Origin of the sequence: Mesorhizobium sp. M0816 (assembly GCF_040320005.1) — a bacterium.
GTDB lineage: Bacteria > Pseudomonadota > Alphaproteobacteria > Rhizobiales > Rhizobiaceae > Mesorhizobium.
The window spans coordinates 64904-79999 of record NZ_JAMYOT010000018.1; the positions used below are offsets into that span (position 1 = coordinate 64904).

Genomic DNA, 15096 nt, shown 5'->3' on the forward strand with positions numbered 1-15096 from the left:
GCACGTGACAGTTTAGGAAGGGGGAAGACCATGAGATCCAGGCAGGTTCTTCAGCTGTTGGTTGCAGCGATCTTCGTCGTCTTCGCGGGCACCGCCAGTGGCCAGACGCTTTACACGCTGTCCGTCGTGGCCAAGGGGACGTTCGATCTGGATCGACATTATCCCAAAGGGATGGGCGTCAGAATGCCGTTCAATTTTCATAGGATGTTGACAACACCCCAGAACGGGGAGCGCATAAATTACTTTGTATTCAAGCCAAGCACGGACGTTCTCAAATTTATGAAATCGCTGTCGAAGAGCGATTTGTTTTCAAGGCTCGAGCCATGTTCAGGAGGTATTGACCAAGCTCTTTCCGACAGGGCTCAGACCATTGGCGGATCGATCAAGCCCATTTTTGGTCGAGTCGATCTGTTGCCGTATCTCAAGAGAAAAGAACTGATTCAATCAGATGGTTATGTATATGTCGCCATAGACAGCAACCTTCGAAACTACGTTTGGGACCCAAACGACTTCGGATCGGAGTGGGTGGCTGCAGCGGTAGAAAAACAGCAGCTTTGTCTGTACATCGGCGTTGGGCGGATGGGCTACTACAGCGCCCTAGCGTCGGTGCCTGTCAATGTAAGCCGTCTCGCAAAATTTGTTTTTCTGGACACCAAATAAACCGGGTGACTTGCTCAGGCGCGGGTCCCAAACGCCCGGCCATCGAACGAATAGGCGCCGGCGCCGGCCATTGCCAGCGCCAGAAAACCGCCTGATATGGCGATGTCCTTCATCAGCATCTGTGAATGCATGAAGGTCAGCGTCGGATCGTCGCCACCCTGGCCATAGTGGCCGATGAAGCCCGCCGCGATGCAGAACGCGGCAAGCAGGAGCGCCACGATCGGCGTCTTGAGGCCGACGAGGATGAGCAGTCCGGCGATCAGCTCGAACAGGCCCGTCGCCCAGGCTACGAGCGTTGGCAGCGGCAGGCCGAGGCCGGCAAAATAGCCTGATGTGCCGGCAACGTCAGTAAGCGCGTGGAAGCCGGACGGAACGAAAAGTGCGGCGAGCAGCAATCGGGAAAGCAGAAGCAGCGCATTGCGGGGCATCTTCACCTCCGTTGTCGACGGCCGCTTGGCCTGGCGCCCGATCTTAGCAGGTTTTCCGTCAGCGGACCGAAGGGCACAAACCGACAACGAAAAAGGGGCGCGGAAAATTCCGCACCCCTTTTGTCCAAGCAATGCTGGACTGCTTCAGCCGCGCTTGGCGTCGATCGAATAGGCGCCTGGGCCCGAGGAGGCCAGCACGAGGAAGCCGCCGGCAATCGCGACGTTCTTCAGGAAATTGATCATCTGCATCTGATCGGCCCAGCCGGTGTGGGCGACCAATGCGGTGGCAACGGTGAAGATCGCCATCACCCAGCCGACGATCCGGGTCTGGAAGCCGACGAGGATGGCGAGGCCGCCAAGCAGTTCGATCAGGCCGACGACAATGGCGGTCACCATCGGCAGCGGCAGGCCGAGGCTGCCGAAATAGCCGGCCGTGCCGGCAATCGCCGTCAGCTTGCCGAAGCCGGAAAGCAGGAAGATGACCGAAAGCAGGATGCGGCCGAGCAGGATCGTGCCCGAGGCGCCGGAGGCGGTGCCGGAACCGGCAAACGAAGTGTTGGTGGACGTGTTGGTGGACATGCGTAACTCTCCAGAAGGGTTTGGCCAAACGACTTGGGATACCCGTCTAGTTAGCGCAGGCCGACTGTTCACCAAAGACGTCAGATTGGTTACGGATTGTTCACCAAAGTAACGTTTTCGCGATCAACATAGGTGTTGAGATCCAGGCATTTCAGCACCCTAGCCCGGATGCGTCATGTCCTCCGGCCGCACCAGCCGCTCATAATCGGCTTCACTGACCAGCCCGGTGGCCAGCGCTTCCTCGCGCAGCGTTGTGCCGTTCTTGTGCGCCGCCTTGGCGATCTTGGCGGCGTTGTCATAGCCGATCGTCGGCGCCAGCGCCGTCACCAGCATCAGCGAACGGTCGAGCGCTGCCTTGATGTTGTCTTCGCGGGCCTCGATGCCGACGACGCAATTGTCAGTGAACGACACGGAAGCGTCGGCCAGCAGCTGTACCGATTGCAGGAAACAATAGGCCATCAGCGGATTGTAGACGTTGAGTTCGAAATGGCCCTGGCTGCCGGCGAAGCTGATCGCCGCATTGTTACCGAACACCTGCACGCAAACCTGCGTCATGGCCTCGCATTGTGTCGGATTGACCTTGCCCGGCATGATCGACGAGCCCGGTTCGTTTTCCGGCAGCGACAATTCGCCGAGGCCCGAACGCGGGCCGGAGCCGAGCAGGCGGATGTCGTTGGCGATCTTGAACAGCGCCGCCGCGCAGGCATTGATGGCGCCGTGCGAGAAGACCATGGAATCATGGGCGGCGAGCGCCTCGAACTTGTTCGGCGCGGTGACGAAATCGATGCCGGTGATTGCGGCGATGCGCGACGCCACCTTTTCGGCAAAGCCGACCGGCGCGTTGAGGCCGGTGCCGACCGCGGTGCCGCCCTGTGCCAATTCCTGCAGGCCGGGCAGGGTCATCTCGATGCGCTTGATCGACGAGGCGACCTGAGCCGCATAGCCCGAGAATTCCTGGCCAAGCGTCAGCGGCGTCGCGTCCTGTGTATGGGTGCGGCCGATCTTCACAATATGGGCGAAAGCCTTGGTCTTGGCCTCGAGTGCCGCATGCAAATGTCTTAGCGCCGGCAGCAGGTCGTGGATGATGCGCTCGGCGCAGGCGATGTGCATTGCAGTCGGATAGGTGTCGTTCGACGACTGGCTCATATTGACGTGGTCGTTGGGATGCACCGGCTTCTTCGACCCCATGACGCCGCCCAAAAGCTGGATCGCCCGGTTGGAGATCACCTCATTGGCGTTCATGTTGGACTGCGTGCCCGAACCGGTCTGCCAGACGACCAGCGGGAAATGCTCGTTGAGCTTGCCGTCGATGACCTCCTGGGAGGCCTCGATAATGGCCTTGCCGATCGCCGGATCGAGCCGCTTCAGCTCCATATTGGCCTCCGCTGCCGCCCGCTTGACGATGCCCAGCGCCCGCACGATCGAGGCCGGCTGCTTTTCCCAGCCGATCTTGAAATTGGCCAGCGAACGCTGCGCCTGCGCGCCCCAGTAACGGTCGGCGGCGACCTCGATGGGACCGAACGTGTCGGTTTCGGTTCTGGTCTCTGGCGCGCTCACGAAGTCTCTCCGGTTTGCAATTTGCAAACGGCGTATCGCGTTGCACAAATGCCTTCAAGCGGAGATTGCCGGTAACGGGAATGCAAATCGGTTGAAGGTGCTGGCAATCTCCCCACTTGAGGGGGAGATGTCGCCGAAGGCGACAGAGGGGGTCGGTAGGTTTTGACGCAACTCCCATAGCGGACGGAACAGGCTGGTGTTCCACGCGAGACGACCCCCTCTGGCCTGCCGGCCATCTCCCCCTCGAGGGGGGAGATCGCAACCTCACCCCGCCGTGTATCCTCCATCCACGGCGAAGATTCCGCCGCTGGTCCATGCCGCTTCGTCGCTGGCGAGATAGACGGCGATGCCGGCAAGGTCGCCGGTTCGGCCGATGCGGCCGAGCGGGTAGCTGCGCTCGACATAGGCCTTGAGCTCGGCTTGCGCGGCCTCAGGCAGGTTTTCGATCGACCTGCGCCGCATCGCTGTGTCGACCGTGCCGGGCGCGATGGCGTTGACTCTTATGCCGCGCGGCCCGAGCTCGAAGGCGAGCGACTTGGTCAGCGAATTGAGCGCGCCCTTCGACAGCGAATAGAGGCTGGACGGCCGCTTCGGGATCATCTTATGCGCGAAATAGGACGAGATGTTGATCACCGAGGCCGCGCCCGGCGCGAGATGCGGCAACAGCCGCTGGGTGAGGAAGAATACCGCCGTGACGTTGAGTGCGAAGGACTGCTGGAACTGATCCTCGCTGACGGTTTCGAACGGCACAAGGAACGCCACGCCGGCATTGTTGACGAGGATATCGACAGGTGGGCCGCGCCTGGCATGCTCGACCACGGCATCGATGCCGGCGCTGGCCGACAGGTCGGCCGAAAGCGCTTCGACATTATCCCCGAGCTGCTTGCGGGCGGCGTCGAGTTTTTTGCCGTCGCGGCCGACGATCAGCACGTCCGCGCCTTCGCGCAAAAACGCCTCGGCGATTGCCAGCCCGATCCCGTCCGAGCCGCCGGTGACCAGTGCCCGTTTGCCGCCTAGTCTCATCCAACACTCCCGCGCACTGCCGCTTCCGCCGGCGGCATGAACCCCAGAGCAGCGCCGCCGGCACTCGGGGTCAAGTCGCCTGCCTATCCCACCGTATGAAACTTCGCCTCGTCTCACCGCCCAAGCAGCGATTGTGAGGTTGGCGACAGCCGCAAAGTCTCAGTCGGCTTGGCCATACGTGACTGGACGCTCTGCTCGAACACTTGCCACTCCGGGGAGGCAGCCAAGGCTGCCTCGTGGCGGGCATGTGCATCGGCGCTGGCGAAACCGGTGATGCTGATGAAGACGTTTTCGCTGGCCCGCACCGGCAACCGCGGAAAGCTGTTTTCGGCATGCTCGGTAACGAAGGCGGCGAGCGGCGACGCGCCAAATGCGGCGAGCACCGGAAGGGCCGCGGTCTGGAAGTCATTGGCGAAACGGGCTTCCAGGCCCGGTTGCAATTGATGAATCCTGATGACAACAATTGCCTGCAAATCACTGCCTGCGCTCGGTTTTTCGAGGTCTGCCTGGGGTAATCGTTGCAATCCCGAGAGGTCTAGGCCGGCGCCTGGCCAGGCCGGCTTCAGCAGCAGCACGTCGTCGGATGAGATCATCGTGGCGTTGGCGGCGTCGCGCCAGGCAGCCCAGACCGGCCCGTCATAGAAGGCGGTCAGAGCGTTTTTCCGCGCTTCCATACCGTCAAAGCCGCGCAGCCAGACGAACATATCCGGCCGGTCGAGATCGCGGAACTGGCCGATGATGGTCATCCCCGCGGTTTCCTGGCCCTCGATCAGCTGATTGTCGAAGATGCCGATCAGTGTCTCGCGCCGGCCGGGTTTCAGCGTGTATTGCCTGAGTTCGACGACGGGCGAGGCGAGCAGATCGGGATTAGGTATGGCGTTCAAAGGCAGGTTCATCGCGCGAGCTCCAAAACAGGACAGTCATCCTGTTTTACAAAACAGACCGATTGTCCTGTTTTGTCAATCTGCTATCGTGTGAAGATGTCAGCAGAGATATCCGCTCGCCCAAGGTCGCGGGCTCAAAAACGCACCAACGACCCCGAAGGCATGCGCAAAAAGGTGCTCGATGTCGCCGAGGAGGCGTTTCAGGCACGCGGCTATCATGCATCCAGCATGGGCGACCTGATGGCGACGGCGGGCGTCACCGGCGGCGCGCTGCACCACCATTTCCCAACCAAGAAGGCGCTGGCGCTCGCAGTGATCGAGGAGCGGGTCGCCGCCGCCGTAGAAGAGACTTGGATCGCGCCGATGCGGATGGCTCCCTCAGCGCGCGAGGGCGTGCGCTCCGTGTTCGCGGCCGTCGCGGCGGAGCTGGAGCAGCAGGGTTTCGTGCGCGGCTGCCCGCTCAACAACCTGGCGCATGAACTGTCGCTTGCCGATCCGGATTTCCGCATTGCCCTTGCCGGCATTTTTTCGACCTGGCGTCAGGCGATCGCCGACAAGATCAGCGCCGACCAGCAGGCGGGCCGGGAGCTGGGCACCGATCCGCAGCGCTTCGCAGCGCTCGCCGTCGCCAGCTATTCGGGCGCCATGTCGATGGCCAAGACAGCACAGGACGCGAGCGTGCTGCGTGACTGCCTGATGGCGTTGGAGCAGGGAGTTATGTCGTCCAAGGCAGGAACGAGGCGACGTAGCAGGATACTGCACAGAGCCCTCTGACGCCGGCAGGACAGTCGCTCACTATGACCGAGGCGGGGAGGCCGAGCTCTTAATTCGGCAGCGGCTTGATCAGCTCGTAGCCGACCACGCTTTCGGCACTGGTGCCCTCGTCATAGCGCCTGGCCACAACTGCCTGCAGGTCGGGTGCGTAAAGCGCGGTAAACTCGTCCCGCATCTCGCCGGCCTCGCTCCTGATCGTCTGCTTGACCGCGAGCACGGAGTATTTGCAATCACCCAGGCTGAACGTCTCCTTGCCCTTGATGTTGATCTCCAGCGTCTCGGTGCCCTTCGGCGGCTTGTTCGGTGCGAGACGGGCAAATACGATCTTGCTCTTGGCACCCGCCTTCAGCGGGAACACCTTCCTGAGATCGGAAAACGGGATCATCGCCAGCTGCCCCGTGCTGCTGTCGCGAAACACCTCGATCAGCCCGCCGAACAGGTACTGCGACTGCGGCGATTGCGACTGGTATTTGTTGGCCACGGCAACCATTCCGCCCGCCGCCGGACGAAATTCGCTGTGGATGCCAGCCCTTTCGAGAATGAAGCCGGCCTTGGCCGATTTGGCGTCGATGCACCCGGCGCCATGCGCTGCGCTCGTCACCGCCAGAATCGCCATTGCCATGCCGATGGATGTAGCTTTCATGGCGTCCTCCTCTGCCCGCGCAAGTTGAATGCCGAAAGCAATGCCAGACCTGGGAGAACGTGTCGACACACTTTGCGAGCAACTGGACTGCCGGTCCGCGTCGTGCTGAATTTTAGCACATGATGCATCGTATTTCCGCCCGGCCGGTTTCCCGGCGCAGGTTCCTGATGAAGGCAGCGGCCGTTGCCGCGGCCGGCGCCGTTTCGCGCCCGGCCTTTGGCCAGACCGGCCAGCGTATCCCGCCGATCGACGCCACCTTCTTGTTTATCGCTGATGTCCATGCCTGCCGCACGGCGAACGGATTGAGCCCGCATTGCGAGCAGGAGGGCAAGACCGACGCTGCCTTGCTGCGCAACGTCGCCGCACTCAACGGCGTCGGCGACAGGCAATGGCCGGCTGAAATCGATGGCGTTGCCACCGCCCTGCGCTCGACGGGCAAAATCGGCACGCCGCTCGGCCTCGTCGTTGGCGGCGACATCACCGATGATGGCGGCGGCCAGATCACCCAGCCCAGCGAGGGCACGCAACTGCTTCAGTTCAGCCAGCGCTACCAGCAAGGCGTCGGCCCCGACCGCGTGCACATGCCGGTCTATGTCGGCCTCGGCAACCACGACCTCGACCAGAACGGCCCGCGCTCGCATGTCGACTGGTACCGCCGCGAAATGCGCGACTACGTCGAGGTCAACCACCGCCCCGGCGTGTTCTTCAAGCCGCCTGCGCCGGCGACCGACTACGATGTCGCGACCGATTGCTATTCATGGGATTGGGGCGGCCTGCATCTTGTCCAGACGCACCGTTTCGCCGGCGATACCGGCCATGGCGCCGTCAGCAGCCTGCCATGGCTGAAGCAGGACCTGGCGACTTATGCCGGCGACGGCCGCCCGGTCATCCTGTTCCAGCATTATGGCTGGGATACTTTTTCGATCGAAAGATGGGACGCCGCCGAGAAAACCTTCGACGACGGCGGCAAGGGTCCGCCCCACTGGTGGAGCGAAGCCGACAGGCAGGCGCTGCTGGCTGTGCTGAAGGGTTACAACATCGTCGGCATCTTCCATGGCCACCAGCACGCGACGCCGATAATCTACCGCCGCGACGGGCTCGATTTATTCAAGCCGAAGGCCGCCTTCATGGGCGGCTTTGCGTTGGCGCGGGTGACGGGAAACAGCATGGATGTGGTGCTGGGCGAAGCCGCCGGAGGTCATGGCGAGGTCACCTTCACCAATGCGTACAGCAAAAGCCTGACTTTCTGACGGGTAAGAGACGGCGCAAAAAAGGCGGCCGAACCGCCTTTTTCCTGGTTTGCGAAGGGCCGGCGTCAAAGCGCCTTCTTCACCTTGCCCTTCACGTCGCCGTAAGCCTTCTGGATCTTGCCGGTGGCCTTGTTGACGTCGCCTTCGGCCTCGGTCCGCCTGTTGCCGGTGGCCTTGCCGGCGGTCTGCTTGACCGAGCCCTTGGCTTGCTTGGCGACGCCTGCCACCTGATCCTTGTTCACCGTGGCGCATCTCCTGAACCGTTTGCCCAGGGAAACGGTTGCCGATCGCTTAGGTTCCGGGTTCTGCCCGTCGATTGGGATAGCTTCCGGCCGCGAAGCCGACAGGATAGGGTGCACCAGGACGCCCGAACAGACAGGGGCCGGAGGGACAATGGCTGAATTCACGCTCTTCATCGGCAACAAGTGCTTTTCGTCGTGGTCACTGAGGCCATGGCTGGCGATGAAGCATCTGAAGATCCCGTTCGAGGAGGGTTTTGTGCGCCTGCGCACGCCCGAGACCGCGGCCAATCTGGCCAGGATATCGCCGACCGGCCAGGTGCCGGTGCTGAACCATCGGCTGCCGAATGGCGAGGTCCGGATCGTCTGGGAAACCCTTGCCATCCTTGAATATCTCGCCGAGCTGTTTCCCGGGAAAAAACTCTGGCCGGCCGACATCGGCGCCCGCGCGCTGGCCCGCTCGGCGGCGACAGAGATGCATTCCGGCTTTCGCGAGGTCCGCTATGGCTGGCCGATGAATTTGCGCCGGCCAAAAGGCCACAAGCCGCTCGACGCCGAAGGTGAGGCACAACGGGCGCGCATCGAAGGGCTATGGCGCGAATGCCGCGAAAAATACGGCAAAGGCGGCCCGTTCCTGTTTGGCCATTTCACCGCGGCCGACGCCATGTATGCGCCGGTCGTCACCCGCTTCGACACCTATGGCGGCACGCTGGCAACCGATACCCGCGCCTATGTCGACGCCGTGCTTTCGATGCCGGCGATGCGCCACTGGTATGCCGAGGCGGCGAAAGAGCCTTGGCCGGAGCCCGGCCCAGACGAATAGAGCCGAGCAACCGGCAAACTGGTCTTCCACTTCGCGGCCCGCGGCCTATCTGAAGATCGGGCTGGGGCCTTGGAGACTTCACAATGACATCTGTTTCTTCCGCACTGGCCGGCAAGGTCGCACTCGTCACCGGCGCCTCCTCGGGCATCGGCGAGGCAACGGCTGTGGCACTCGCAGCCGCCGGGGCCAAGGTGGCGATTGCCGCACGCCGCGCCGATCGTCTCGAAGCGCTGGCCGCGCGTATCGAAGAGGCCGGCGGCGCTGCGCTCCGCATCGAGGCTGACGTCACCAGCAACGACGATGTCACCGCCATGGTCGACAAGGTTGTCGCCGAATGGGGCCGCCTCGACATCCTCGTCAACAATGCAGGTGTCATGCTTCTGTCGCCGGCCGCCGATGCCGAACTCGACGACTGGCGCCGCATGGTCGAGCTCAACCTGCTGGCGCTGATGGGCGTCACCAAAGCGGCGCTGCCGCATCTGAGGGCCGCCAAGGGTCACATCGTCAATGTCTCGTCGGTCGCCGGCCGTGTCGCCAATCCGGGCGCCAGCGGCTACGCGGCAACCAAGTTCGGTGTCGTCGGCTTTTCCGAATCGCTGCGCCGCGAAGTCTACGCCGACAAGGTTCGCGTCACCGTCATCGAGCCTGGCCTTGCGCGCACCGAACTCGGCGACCATGTCACCAACCCGGCGGCGAAGGCCGGGCTCGACCAGCGGCTCGCCGCCATGGAGGCGCTGACCGCCGAGGACATCGCCGCGGCCATTCTCTACGCCGTGAGCCAGCCGGCACACGTCAACGTCAACGAGATTGTCATCCGCCCGACCGACCAGGAGCGGTGAATGACGTCAGATCTTTTCGCTACGTCTCGAAACCCGCCCGCAGGAAATCGCCACACTCCTCGACCAGCCGGGACGGGTCCCTCGCGAGATAGACGCCGAAATCCGCTGTCGGCGCCGGCGGCAGGTTGAAGCGTCCGTTGAGGCTTTGGCAGTCGGGCGGCAGTCCTTCCTGCAGCAGAAGGCCGATGCCAAGCCCGGCCCTCAGCGCCGAGTTCAGTGTCGCGAAGGTCGACACGCGGCAGCCGATCTTCCAGCCGATCCCGGCCTCGGCGAGCGAAGCCAGCATCCTGTCCTGCCAGGAGCAGGCGCCTTCGAAGATGATCAGCGGAAGCTCAACCTCGTCATCGATCTCGATCATGCGGCTTGCCGCCCAGACCAGCTGTCGTGACAGATGGCCTCGCGGCGCCTTTGTGAAGCGCGCCGGATCAGCCATGACGATGTCGCATTTTCCTTCGCCCAGCGACTTGCTGAGATCGGTGCTGCTGGCTGATGTCAGCTCGATCTCCACGGAAGGATACCGGCGGCGGAAGTCGGCGATGATCAACGGCAGCCGTGTCACCGCCAAATCCTCGACGATGCCCAGTCGGACACGGCCGACCAGCCTGCGGCCTTCAATCTCGCGCCTGGCATCGTCGCCGATCGCGATGGCCTTGCGGGCGAAGGCGAGCAGGATCTCGCCGGCCTCGGTCAGCGTCACGCCGCGCGGCGAACGGCGCAGCAGCTCGGCGCCGACTTCACCCTCGAGGCGCTGAAGCTGCATGCTCACCGCCGCCTGGGTGCGGGCAAGCCGATCGGCCGCCCGGCTCACCGTTCCCGTATCGGCCACGGTGACGAAGGCGCGCAGCAGCCTGACGTCGATATCTCCAGTCATAAGAATTCCTGATAGCTGTGTCAGCACTATCAGGCTACCTGAAAGCCCGATCTGAATTCAAGGTCCGCTCGTCCAACGAAAACAGGAGCAGCCACCTTGTCCTACAGAAGAAGATTTGAGGAGCTAGGTGTCGCCTGGCCGTCACTCGAGCGGCCCGCTTTGCCGTTCTCGCCGACGGTTCGGGTCGCCGACATCGTCTATGTCTCCGGTCAGATCCCCGAGATCGGGCAGGAGATCGCCGCGATCGGCCAGGTCGGCGCAGAGATCGATCTGGCCGCGGCGCGGAACGCCGCCCGGCTCTGCGCGGCCAACATCGTCTATTGGCTGGACAAGGAATTGGACGGCAATCTCGACCGCGTCGTGAAATTCGCCAAGCTGACCGTCTATGTGAACGCGGCGGCCGGCTTTGCGGCCTATTCGGAGGTCGGCAACGGAGCATCCGAATTTCTGCTCCATGTTTTTGGCGAGCGTGGCGAGCATGCCCGCTGCTCGCTCGGCATGGCCGGCTTGCCGGCCAATGTTCCGGTCGAAGCCGACGCCATTGTGCATGTCCGCTGATGCACGCCCAAAGCATGCACTCAGGGCTTATCCGGGAGTGCGCAGTGAAACCAGAGGGGGCTTGGCTTGATAAATACAAATCTTGAGGGGCGGAAGGCGCTGGTTCTCGGAGGAGGCAAGGGCCTCGGTTTCGGCGTCGCCGAAGTGCTCGCGGCGAAAGGCGCCGAGATCATCCTGGTCGGACGAGGGGAGGAGACCCTGGATGCGGCGCGGCGCGCGATCGAGTCCGCCGGCCCCGTCTGCTCGACCTTCAGCGCCGATCTTTCCGATAACGACAGCGTCTCCCGGCTGATCCGTGCCATCGAGGGCGAGCATCAGCGGATCGACATCGTCCTGCTCAATGGCGGCGGCCCGCCGCCCTTCGCGGCCAGCGTCTTCGATGCGAGCGTCTGGGAGAAGCAGTTCACCAGCATGGTGCTAAGCCAGATGCGCATCGCCATTTCTTTCCTGCCAGGCATGCGGTCGCGGCGCTGGGGGCGCATCATCGCCGTTTCCTCCACGTCCGTCCGCGAGCCGATCCCCGGCCTCACCGCTTCGAATGCGTTGCGTGCGTCGCTTGCCGGCTGGGCCAAGACCCTGGCCGGCGAAGTGGCGGCGGACGGCGTCACCGTCAACCTGTTGCTGCCTGGCCGTTTTGCGACGGACCGGACGAAACAGTTCGACGCGATGGACGCCGCCGACAGGGGTGTGGACGCTGCTGTGATCGCCGCCGAGAGTCAGGCCGAAATCCCGGCAAAGCGCTACGGGACCCCCGCCGAATTCGGCGCGGTTGCCGCATTCCTGGCCAGCGACGACGCCGCCTATATCACCGGCGTGGCTTTGCCGGTGGATGGTGGGCTCAGCCGCGGCATGCTGTGAGGGGCAGGCGGCGCGAATGCTCGCATCACACAGGAACGCCCCTCGTGCCTTTTATCTGCGCGGGGGGCGTCCTGTTTGTCGTCCGCCTCTCTCAAGATCGCTCTTTCAAGAACGGCTTTCGACACCGAAAGAATGCCCGCGGTGCCAAAATGGTTCCCGGCTAAGTGGTTTTTTGCGGCTCGCCCGGCTTTCGCTGCCGATGTGCCTGCACAGGCAGTCGCGGCGCCCTCTGCGAGTGTGACAAATCGGTAGTGTCTCAGTTTGAATTTTCAGGATTGGGCGGAAGGCTGCCCGACATGTCAAAGGGCATCACTCGTCTGGCAGCCGCTCCGGCGACTCTTGCGCCTCTTTGGATACCCAAACTTGGCTTGGAATAGAATGACCGATCCATTCGAGCCAATGCGAGGCGAGCCACTTGGGCGATATTGCCCTCGCCCCTTCTGCCTTCGCTTCTTCTGGCAGGTAGACGAGCACGTGACCTGCGTCATAGCCGCTGCACCGTACAAGACCCAGACCTGATGCCTCAGACGTTTCAAACAGCATGTACTCTCGGATTTCCTCTACTGGAGTTCGAGCGCGGAAGCGGAACACCGCGCCACGGTAGAGGAGATCGTTTTCCCCCAGTGAATTAAGAGTGGTCCAAGTCAGCATCCTGCCCCTAGACTTCGCCGGTGTTCTTCTTGTATGGGCCCGCGCGACCCGGCTTCGGCGCAACGGCGTCCATCTTCTCGCAAAGATCGGCCATTGACCGGAGCGCCTCGGACTGCCGCCATGGCTGGCGACGTCTTCCGCGTGTTATAAATGTGAATGAAGTTGATGCAGACTGCATTGCCGATCACGTCGGCCGGGCGCTTCTGGCCTTTAGGTCCGGTCGGCATTGTTCAAGTCTGCCAACTCGGCTTCTGCCTCAGCTAGCTCCGCTTTATATTCGGCGATCTTCTCAGGCGTTGGTTCCCATATTTCCGGGTCACCCATTGTCAGAGCGCGGATCATAGCAGTTGCCGCAGTTACCCGCGCTTCCGCCGCCTGTCGCAGGAGCGAATTCACAAGGTCGTTCGTTTCGTCTGGTTGCTCACTCATACGGCGAGCGTATAGGACAGAGCATCGCAACGCGACAAGAGAGGCGTCAAATTTCAAGCTGAGACACCACCGACAAATCAAAAAAATTGACACAACGCGCAAAGAAGTCTATAAGAATTTTGTCGATATTTGTTTGACCGACTTTTGTTATCCGCGTGCTTAGGCGCGCCTTTGGCGAACTTCCCCCATCAAAATCGAGACAAACGTTGTTGTGCATCCGCATGACGGCGAACGAATATTTGCCATGGAAAGGGTTCGTTATGAGCACAGGCACAGTTAAATGGTTCAACGCCACCAAAGGTTTTGGTTTTATTCAGCCTGACGACGGTTCTGCCGACGTTTTCGTCCACATCTCAGCCGTCGAGCGCGCCGGAATGCGCGACATCGTCGAGGGCCAGAAGCTTGGCTACGAGATGGTCCGCGACAACAAGTCGGGCAAGATGTCCGCCGACCAGTTGAAGGCGGCCTAAAACGGAATTAAGCCTCACCGGTGACCACGGATGTACTGGCACCGGTGAATGGCAAATTCCAGCGCATGATCGCGGGGATGTTAAGTCCCCGCTCATGCGCATGAGAAGAACGTTTCCTTGCGCGTCTGTCGGGAGGCGCGGGCGCTCTTATGGAAGGTCAGGCGGTGCCTGGCCTTTTTCATTTTTGCGCTTCGACCGCCGAAAGAGCGCTGCTCGACGGCCCGGACGTGCTAAGGACGTTCCAGCAATTTGAAACCGGCTGCCGTATTGCTTTGTGCGGGATCCTGGCCGAAAGACCAGTCTCGTCACTTTTCGGCGGCGCGCTCCGAACCGGGAGAAAGACCTTGACCGAACCTTCAAAAAAACCTCGCGACCAGGCCGAATCCATCTTCAGCAAGACGCGGACCCAGTCGATGTCGCTCGACCGCATCAATTCCGAACGGGATGCCGTCAGCCAGGCCCGCGAAGCCAAGACCGCACGGCTGCGCGAACTGCGCCTGGAAAAGGAAGCCGACGACATGGCGGCGGCGGTTGCGCTCGCGGCCTCGCCGAAACGCGCAGGCAAACGCTGATGGCCACCAAACGTGTGCCTCAAAAGGCGATCGCCGCCGATTCGACCATCGCCGATGTCGTGGGCGAACTCGACAAGCCGGTCGAATATGTCCGGCGCGTGCTCGAGAAGCTCGAGCGCTGCAGGCGTGTCCACGGCGATGCCCAGGTGCGGCTCGGCGTGCGCGGCCGCGCCGAATGCCCCAATTATCTGATCGAATACGTCCGGGAAAACGCCAAGACCCGCGAGCGCGTGACCTACCACGATGCCGCCTACAGCGGCAGCACGCATCGCGAGCTAGCGCCCCGGCACATCGAGGAGGCCAGGAACTGGTCGCCCGAAGAAATGAACATCACGGCCGTTTCGGCGCTCATCGGCCGCCTTCGCAATCCGAATGCGCCATCATCGCGTTTCTCTGACGAGGATTGATATGGCAATCAAGTTTTCCGCCAAGGGCCAGCCGGCAGCGCCTGCTGCCGCCGTGAAGCCGGCCAAGCCGGCCGCCGCGCCAAAAACCGGTGAAGCCGCCGAGGCGGGCACCGATCTGTTCAGGTCGCCGGCCGAAGCACCGCCGCGCAAGCCGAAGAAGAAATAGCACCCTTGCAGCAAAATGCCGGCCGGAAATCTGCGCCAAGGCTGCTTGCTCTGGCGGTCGCAGAGGATTTTTCGTCGCCACAAGAGGGCGCCGGTCCGGTTGCCTTCGATTGCCAGACCTGTGGCGCCTGCTGCGCCTACTCGTCCAGATGGCCGCGCTTCTCCACCGAGGATGACGCGCAGCTCGACCTTATCCCGCAAAAATACGTGGCGGCCGACGAAGCCGGCATGCGCTGCGACGGCGCGCGCTGTTCGGCACTGTGCGGCGAGGTCGGCAAGTCAACCGCCTGCGGCATCTACGACATCCGCCCCGACGTCTGCCGCGCCTGCATGCCGGGCGATGACGACTGCCTGATGGCGCGCCGGGCTCACGGACTGCCGACGCCGTAATGGCGGCCCTCGGGCTGGCGTCTCAG

The 15096-nt window shown here is 62.5% G+C and carries 21 protein-coding genes; 12 read left to right on the plus strand and 9 right to left on the minus strand.

The genetic code is table 11. The annotated features are described in order from the left end of the window. Positions 1 to 30: 30 nt before the first annotated feature. On the plus strand, positions 31 to 660 hold the full coding sequence (locus NKI17_RS24840) for a hypothetical protein (protein ID WP_352636535.1): 630 nt from the start codon (positions 31 to 33) through the stop codon (positions 658 to 660). 14 nt (positions 661 to 674) lie between these two features. On the opposite strand, the gene NKI17_RS24845 is transcribed toward NKI17_RS24840, so the two are convergent. The 5 genes from NKI17_RS24845 to NKI17_RS24865 form a co-directional block, all read right to left on the minus strand. Beyond that, on the minus strand, positions 675 to 1088 hold the full coding sequence (locus tag NKI17_RS24845; protein ID WP_023677623.1) for a DoxX family protein: 414 nt from the start codon (positions 1086 to 1088) through the stop codon (positions 675 to 677). A 144-nt stretch (positions 1089 to 1232) separates the two neighbouring features. Further along, positions 1233 to 1667 carry a DoxX family protein gene (locus tag NKI17_RS24850; RefSeq protein WP_352578283.1) on the minus strand — a complete coding sequence of 145 codons (435 nt, stop codon included), beginning with the start codon at positions 1665 to 1667 and terminating at the stop codon, positions 1233 to 1235. A gap of 159 nt (positions 1668 to 1826) precedes the next feature. After that, on the minus strand, positions 1827 to 3224 hold the full coding sequence (gene fumC / locus NKI17_RS24855) for a class II fumarate hydratase (RefSeq protein WP_352636536.1): 1398 nt from the start codon (positions 3222 to 3224) through the stop codon (positions 1827 to 1829). 264 nt (positions 3225 to 3488) lie between these two features. After that, on the minus strand, positions 3489 to 4247 hold the full coding sequence (locus NKI17_RS24860; protein WP_023677620.1) for an SDR family NAD(P)-dependent oxidoreductase: 759 nt from the start codon (positions 4245 to 4247) through the stop codon (positions 3489 to 3491). A gap of 113 nt (positions 4248 to 4360) precedes the next feature. After that, positions 4361 to 5143, minus strand: a complete 783-nt coding sequence (locus tag NKI17_RS24865; RefSeq protein ID WP_352645968.1) for an NIPSNAP family protein — start codon at positions 5141 to 5143, stop codon at positions 4361 to 4363. A 150-nt stretch (positions 5144 to 5293) separates the two neighbouring features. Here NKI17_RS24865 and NKI17_RS24870 point away from each other — a divergent pair, with 150 nt between their 5' ends. Next, a complete protein-coding gene (locus NKI17_RS24870) occupies positions 5294 to 5905 on the plus strand; it encodes a TetR/AcrR family transcriptional regulator (protein ID WP_352595764.1) in 612 nt (203 codons plus the stop codon). A 49-nt stretch (positions 5906 to 5954) separates the two neighbouring features. Here NKI17_RS24870 and NKI17_RS24875 read toward each other — a convergent pair whose 3' ends face one another. Continuing rightward, a complete protein-coding gene (locus tag NKI17_RS24875) occupies positions 5955 to 6548 on the minus strand; it encodes a hypothetical protein (protein WP_352906931.1) in 594 nt (197 codons plus the stop codon). Between the two features lie 119 nt (positions 6549 to 6667). Here NKI17_RS24875 and NKI17_RS24880 point away from each other — a divergent pair, with 119 nt between their 5' ends. Continuing rightward, positions 6668 to 7798: a metallophosphoesterase gene (locus NKI17_RS24880; protein WP_352906932.1), complete on the plus strand. Its 1131-nt coding sequence runs from the start codon at positions 6668 to 6670 to the stop codon at positions 7796 to 7798. A gap of 65 nt (positions 7799 to 7863) precedes the next feature. Here the strand turns inward: NKI17_RS24880 and NKI17_RS24885 are convergent, their stop codons facing one another. Further along, a complete protein-coding gene (locus NKI17_RS24885) occupies positions 7864 to 8040 on the minus strand; it encodes a CsbD family protein (RefSeq protein WP_352906933.1) in 177 nt (58 codons plus the stop codon). A gap of 151 nt (positions 8041 to 8191) precedes the next feature. Here NKI17_RS24885 and NKI17_RS24890 point away from each other — a divergent pair, with 151 nt between their 5' ends. After that, positions 8192 to 8860, plus strand: a complete 669-nt coding sequence (locus NKI17_RS24890; RefSeq protein WP_352906934.1) for a glutathione S-transferase family protein — start codon at positions 8192 to 8194, stop codon at positions 8858 to 8860. A gap of 83 nt (positions 8861 to 8943) precedes the next feature. Continuing rightward, on the plus strand, positions 8944 to 9699 hold the full coding sequence (locus tag NKI17_RS24895; RefSeq protein WP_352906935.1) for an SDR family NAD(P)-dependent oxidoreductase: 756 nt from the start codon (positions 8944 to 8946) through the stop codon (positions 9697 to 9699). Between the two features lie 19 nt (positions 9700 to 9718). Here NKI17_RS24895 and NKI17_RS24900 read toward each other — a convergent pair whose 3' ends face one another. Then, entirely contained in the window at positions 9719 to 10570 is an 852-nt protein-coding gene (locus tag NKI17_RS24900) for a LysR family transcriptional regulator (protein WP_352906936.1), read from the minus strand. 96 nt (positions 10571 to 10666) lie between these two features. On the opposite strand from NKI17_RS24900, the gene NKI17_RS24905 reads away from it, so the two are divergent. Both NKI17_RS24905 and NKI17_RS24910 read left to right on the plus strand, forming a co-directional pair. After that, positions 10667 to 11128, plus strand: coding sequence for a RidA family protein (locus NKI17_RS24905; protein WP_023677611.1), 462 nt, complete (start codon positions 10667 to 10669; stop codon positions 11126 to 11128). A 66-nt stretch (positions 11129 to 11194) separates the two neighbouring features. Continuing rightward, positions 11195 to 11986: an SDR family oxidoreductase gene (locus NKI17_RS24910; protein WP_352906937.1), complete on the plus strand. Its 792-nt coding sequence runs from the start codon at positions 11195 to 11197 to the stop codon at positions 11984 to 11986. Positions 11987 to 12295: 309 nt separating this feature from the next. Here the strand turns inward: NKI17_RS24910 and imm45 are convergent, their stop codons facing one another. Further along, complete coding sequence (gene imm45, locus NKI17_RS24915) at positions 12296 to 12637, minus strand: Imm45 family immunity protein (protein WP_352906938.1); 342 nt, start codon at positions 12635 to 12637, stop codon at positions 12296 to 12298. A 689-nt stretch (positions 12638 to 13326) separates the two neighbouring features. Between imm45 and NKI17_RS24920 the strand changes: the two genes are divergently transcribed. The 5 genes from NKI17_RS24920 to NKI17_RS24940 all read left to right on the plus strand — a co-directional run bounded on the left by NKI17_RS24920 (position 13327) and on the right by NKI17_RS24940 (position 15070). Then, positions 13327 to 13536 carry a cold-shock protein gene (locus NKI17_RS24920; RefSeq protein WP_010915421.1) on the plus strand — a complete coding sequence of 70 codons (210 nt, stop codon included), beginning with the start codon at positions 13327 to 13329 and terminating at the stop codon, positions 13534 to 13536. A gap of 344 nt (positions 13537 to 13880) precedes the next feature. Continuing rightward, the gene (locus tag NKI17_RS24925) at positions 13881 to 14108 is read left to right on the plus strand and encodes a hypothetical protein (RefSeq protein WP_352508855.1); all 228 of its coding nucleotides are present in this window, start codon (positions 13881 to 13883) and stop codon (positions 14106 to 14108) included. Beyond that, the gene (locus NKI17_RS24930; RefSeq protein WP_352649708.1) at positions 14108 to 14515 is read left to right on the plus strand and encodes a hypothetical protein; all 408 of its coding nucleotides are present in this window, start codon (positions 14108 to 14110) and stop codon (positions 14513 to 14515) included. Before NKI17_RS24925 ends, NKI17_RS24930 begins: the two co-directional genes overlap by 1 nt. 1 nt (position 14516) lies before the next feature. Then, on the plus strand, positions 14517 to 14681 hold the full coding sequence (locus NKI17_RS24935; protein WP_023722752.1) for a hypothetical protein: 165 nt from the start codon (positions 14517 to 14519) through the stop codon (positions 14679 to 14681). Between the two features lie 50 nt (positions 14682 to 14731). Continuing rightward, positions 14732 to 15070: a YkgJ family cysteine cluster protein gene (locus NKI17_RS24940; RefSeq protein ID WP_352906945.1), complete on the plus strand. Its 339-nt coding sequence runs from the start codon at positions 14732 to 14734 to the stop codon at positions 15068 to 15070. The last annotated feature ends 26 nt before the right edge of the window (positions 15071 to 15096 follow it).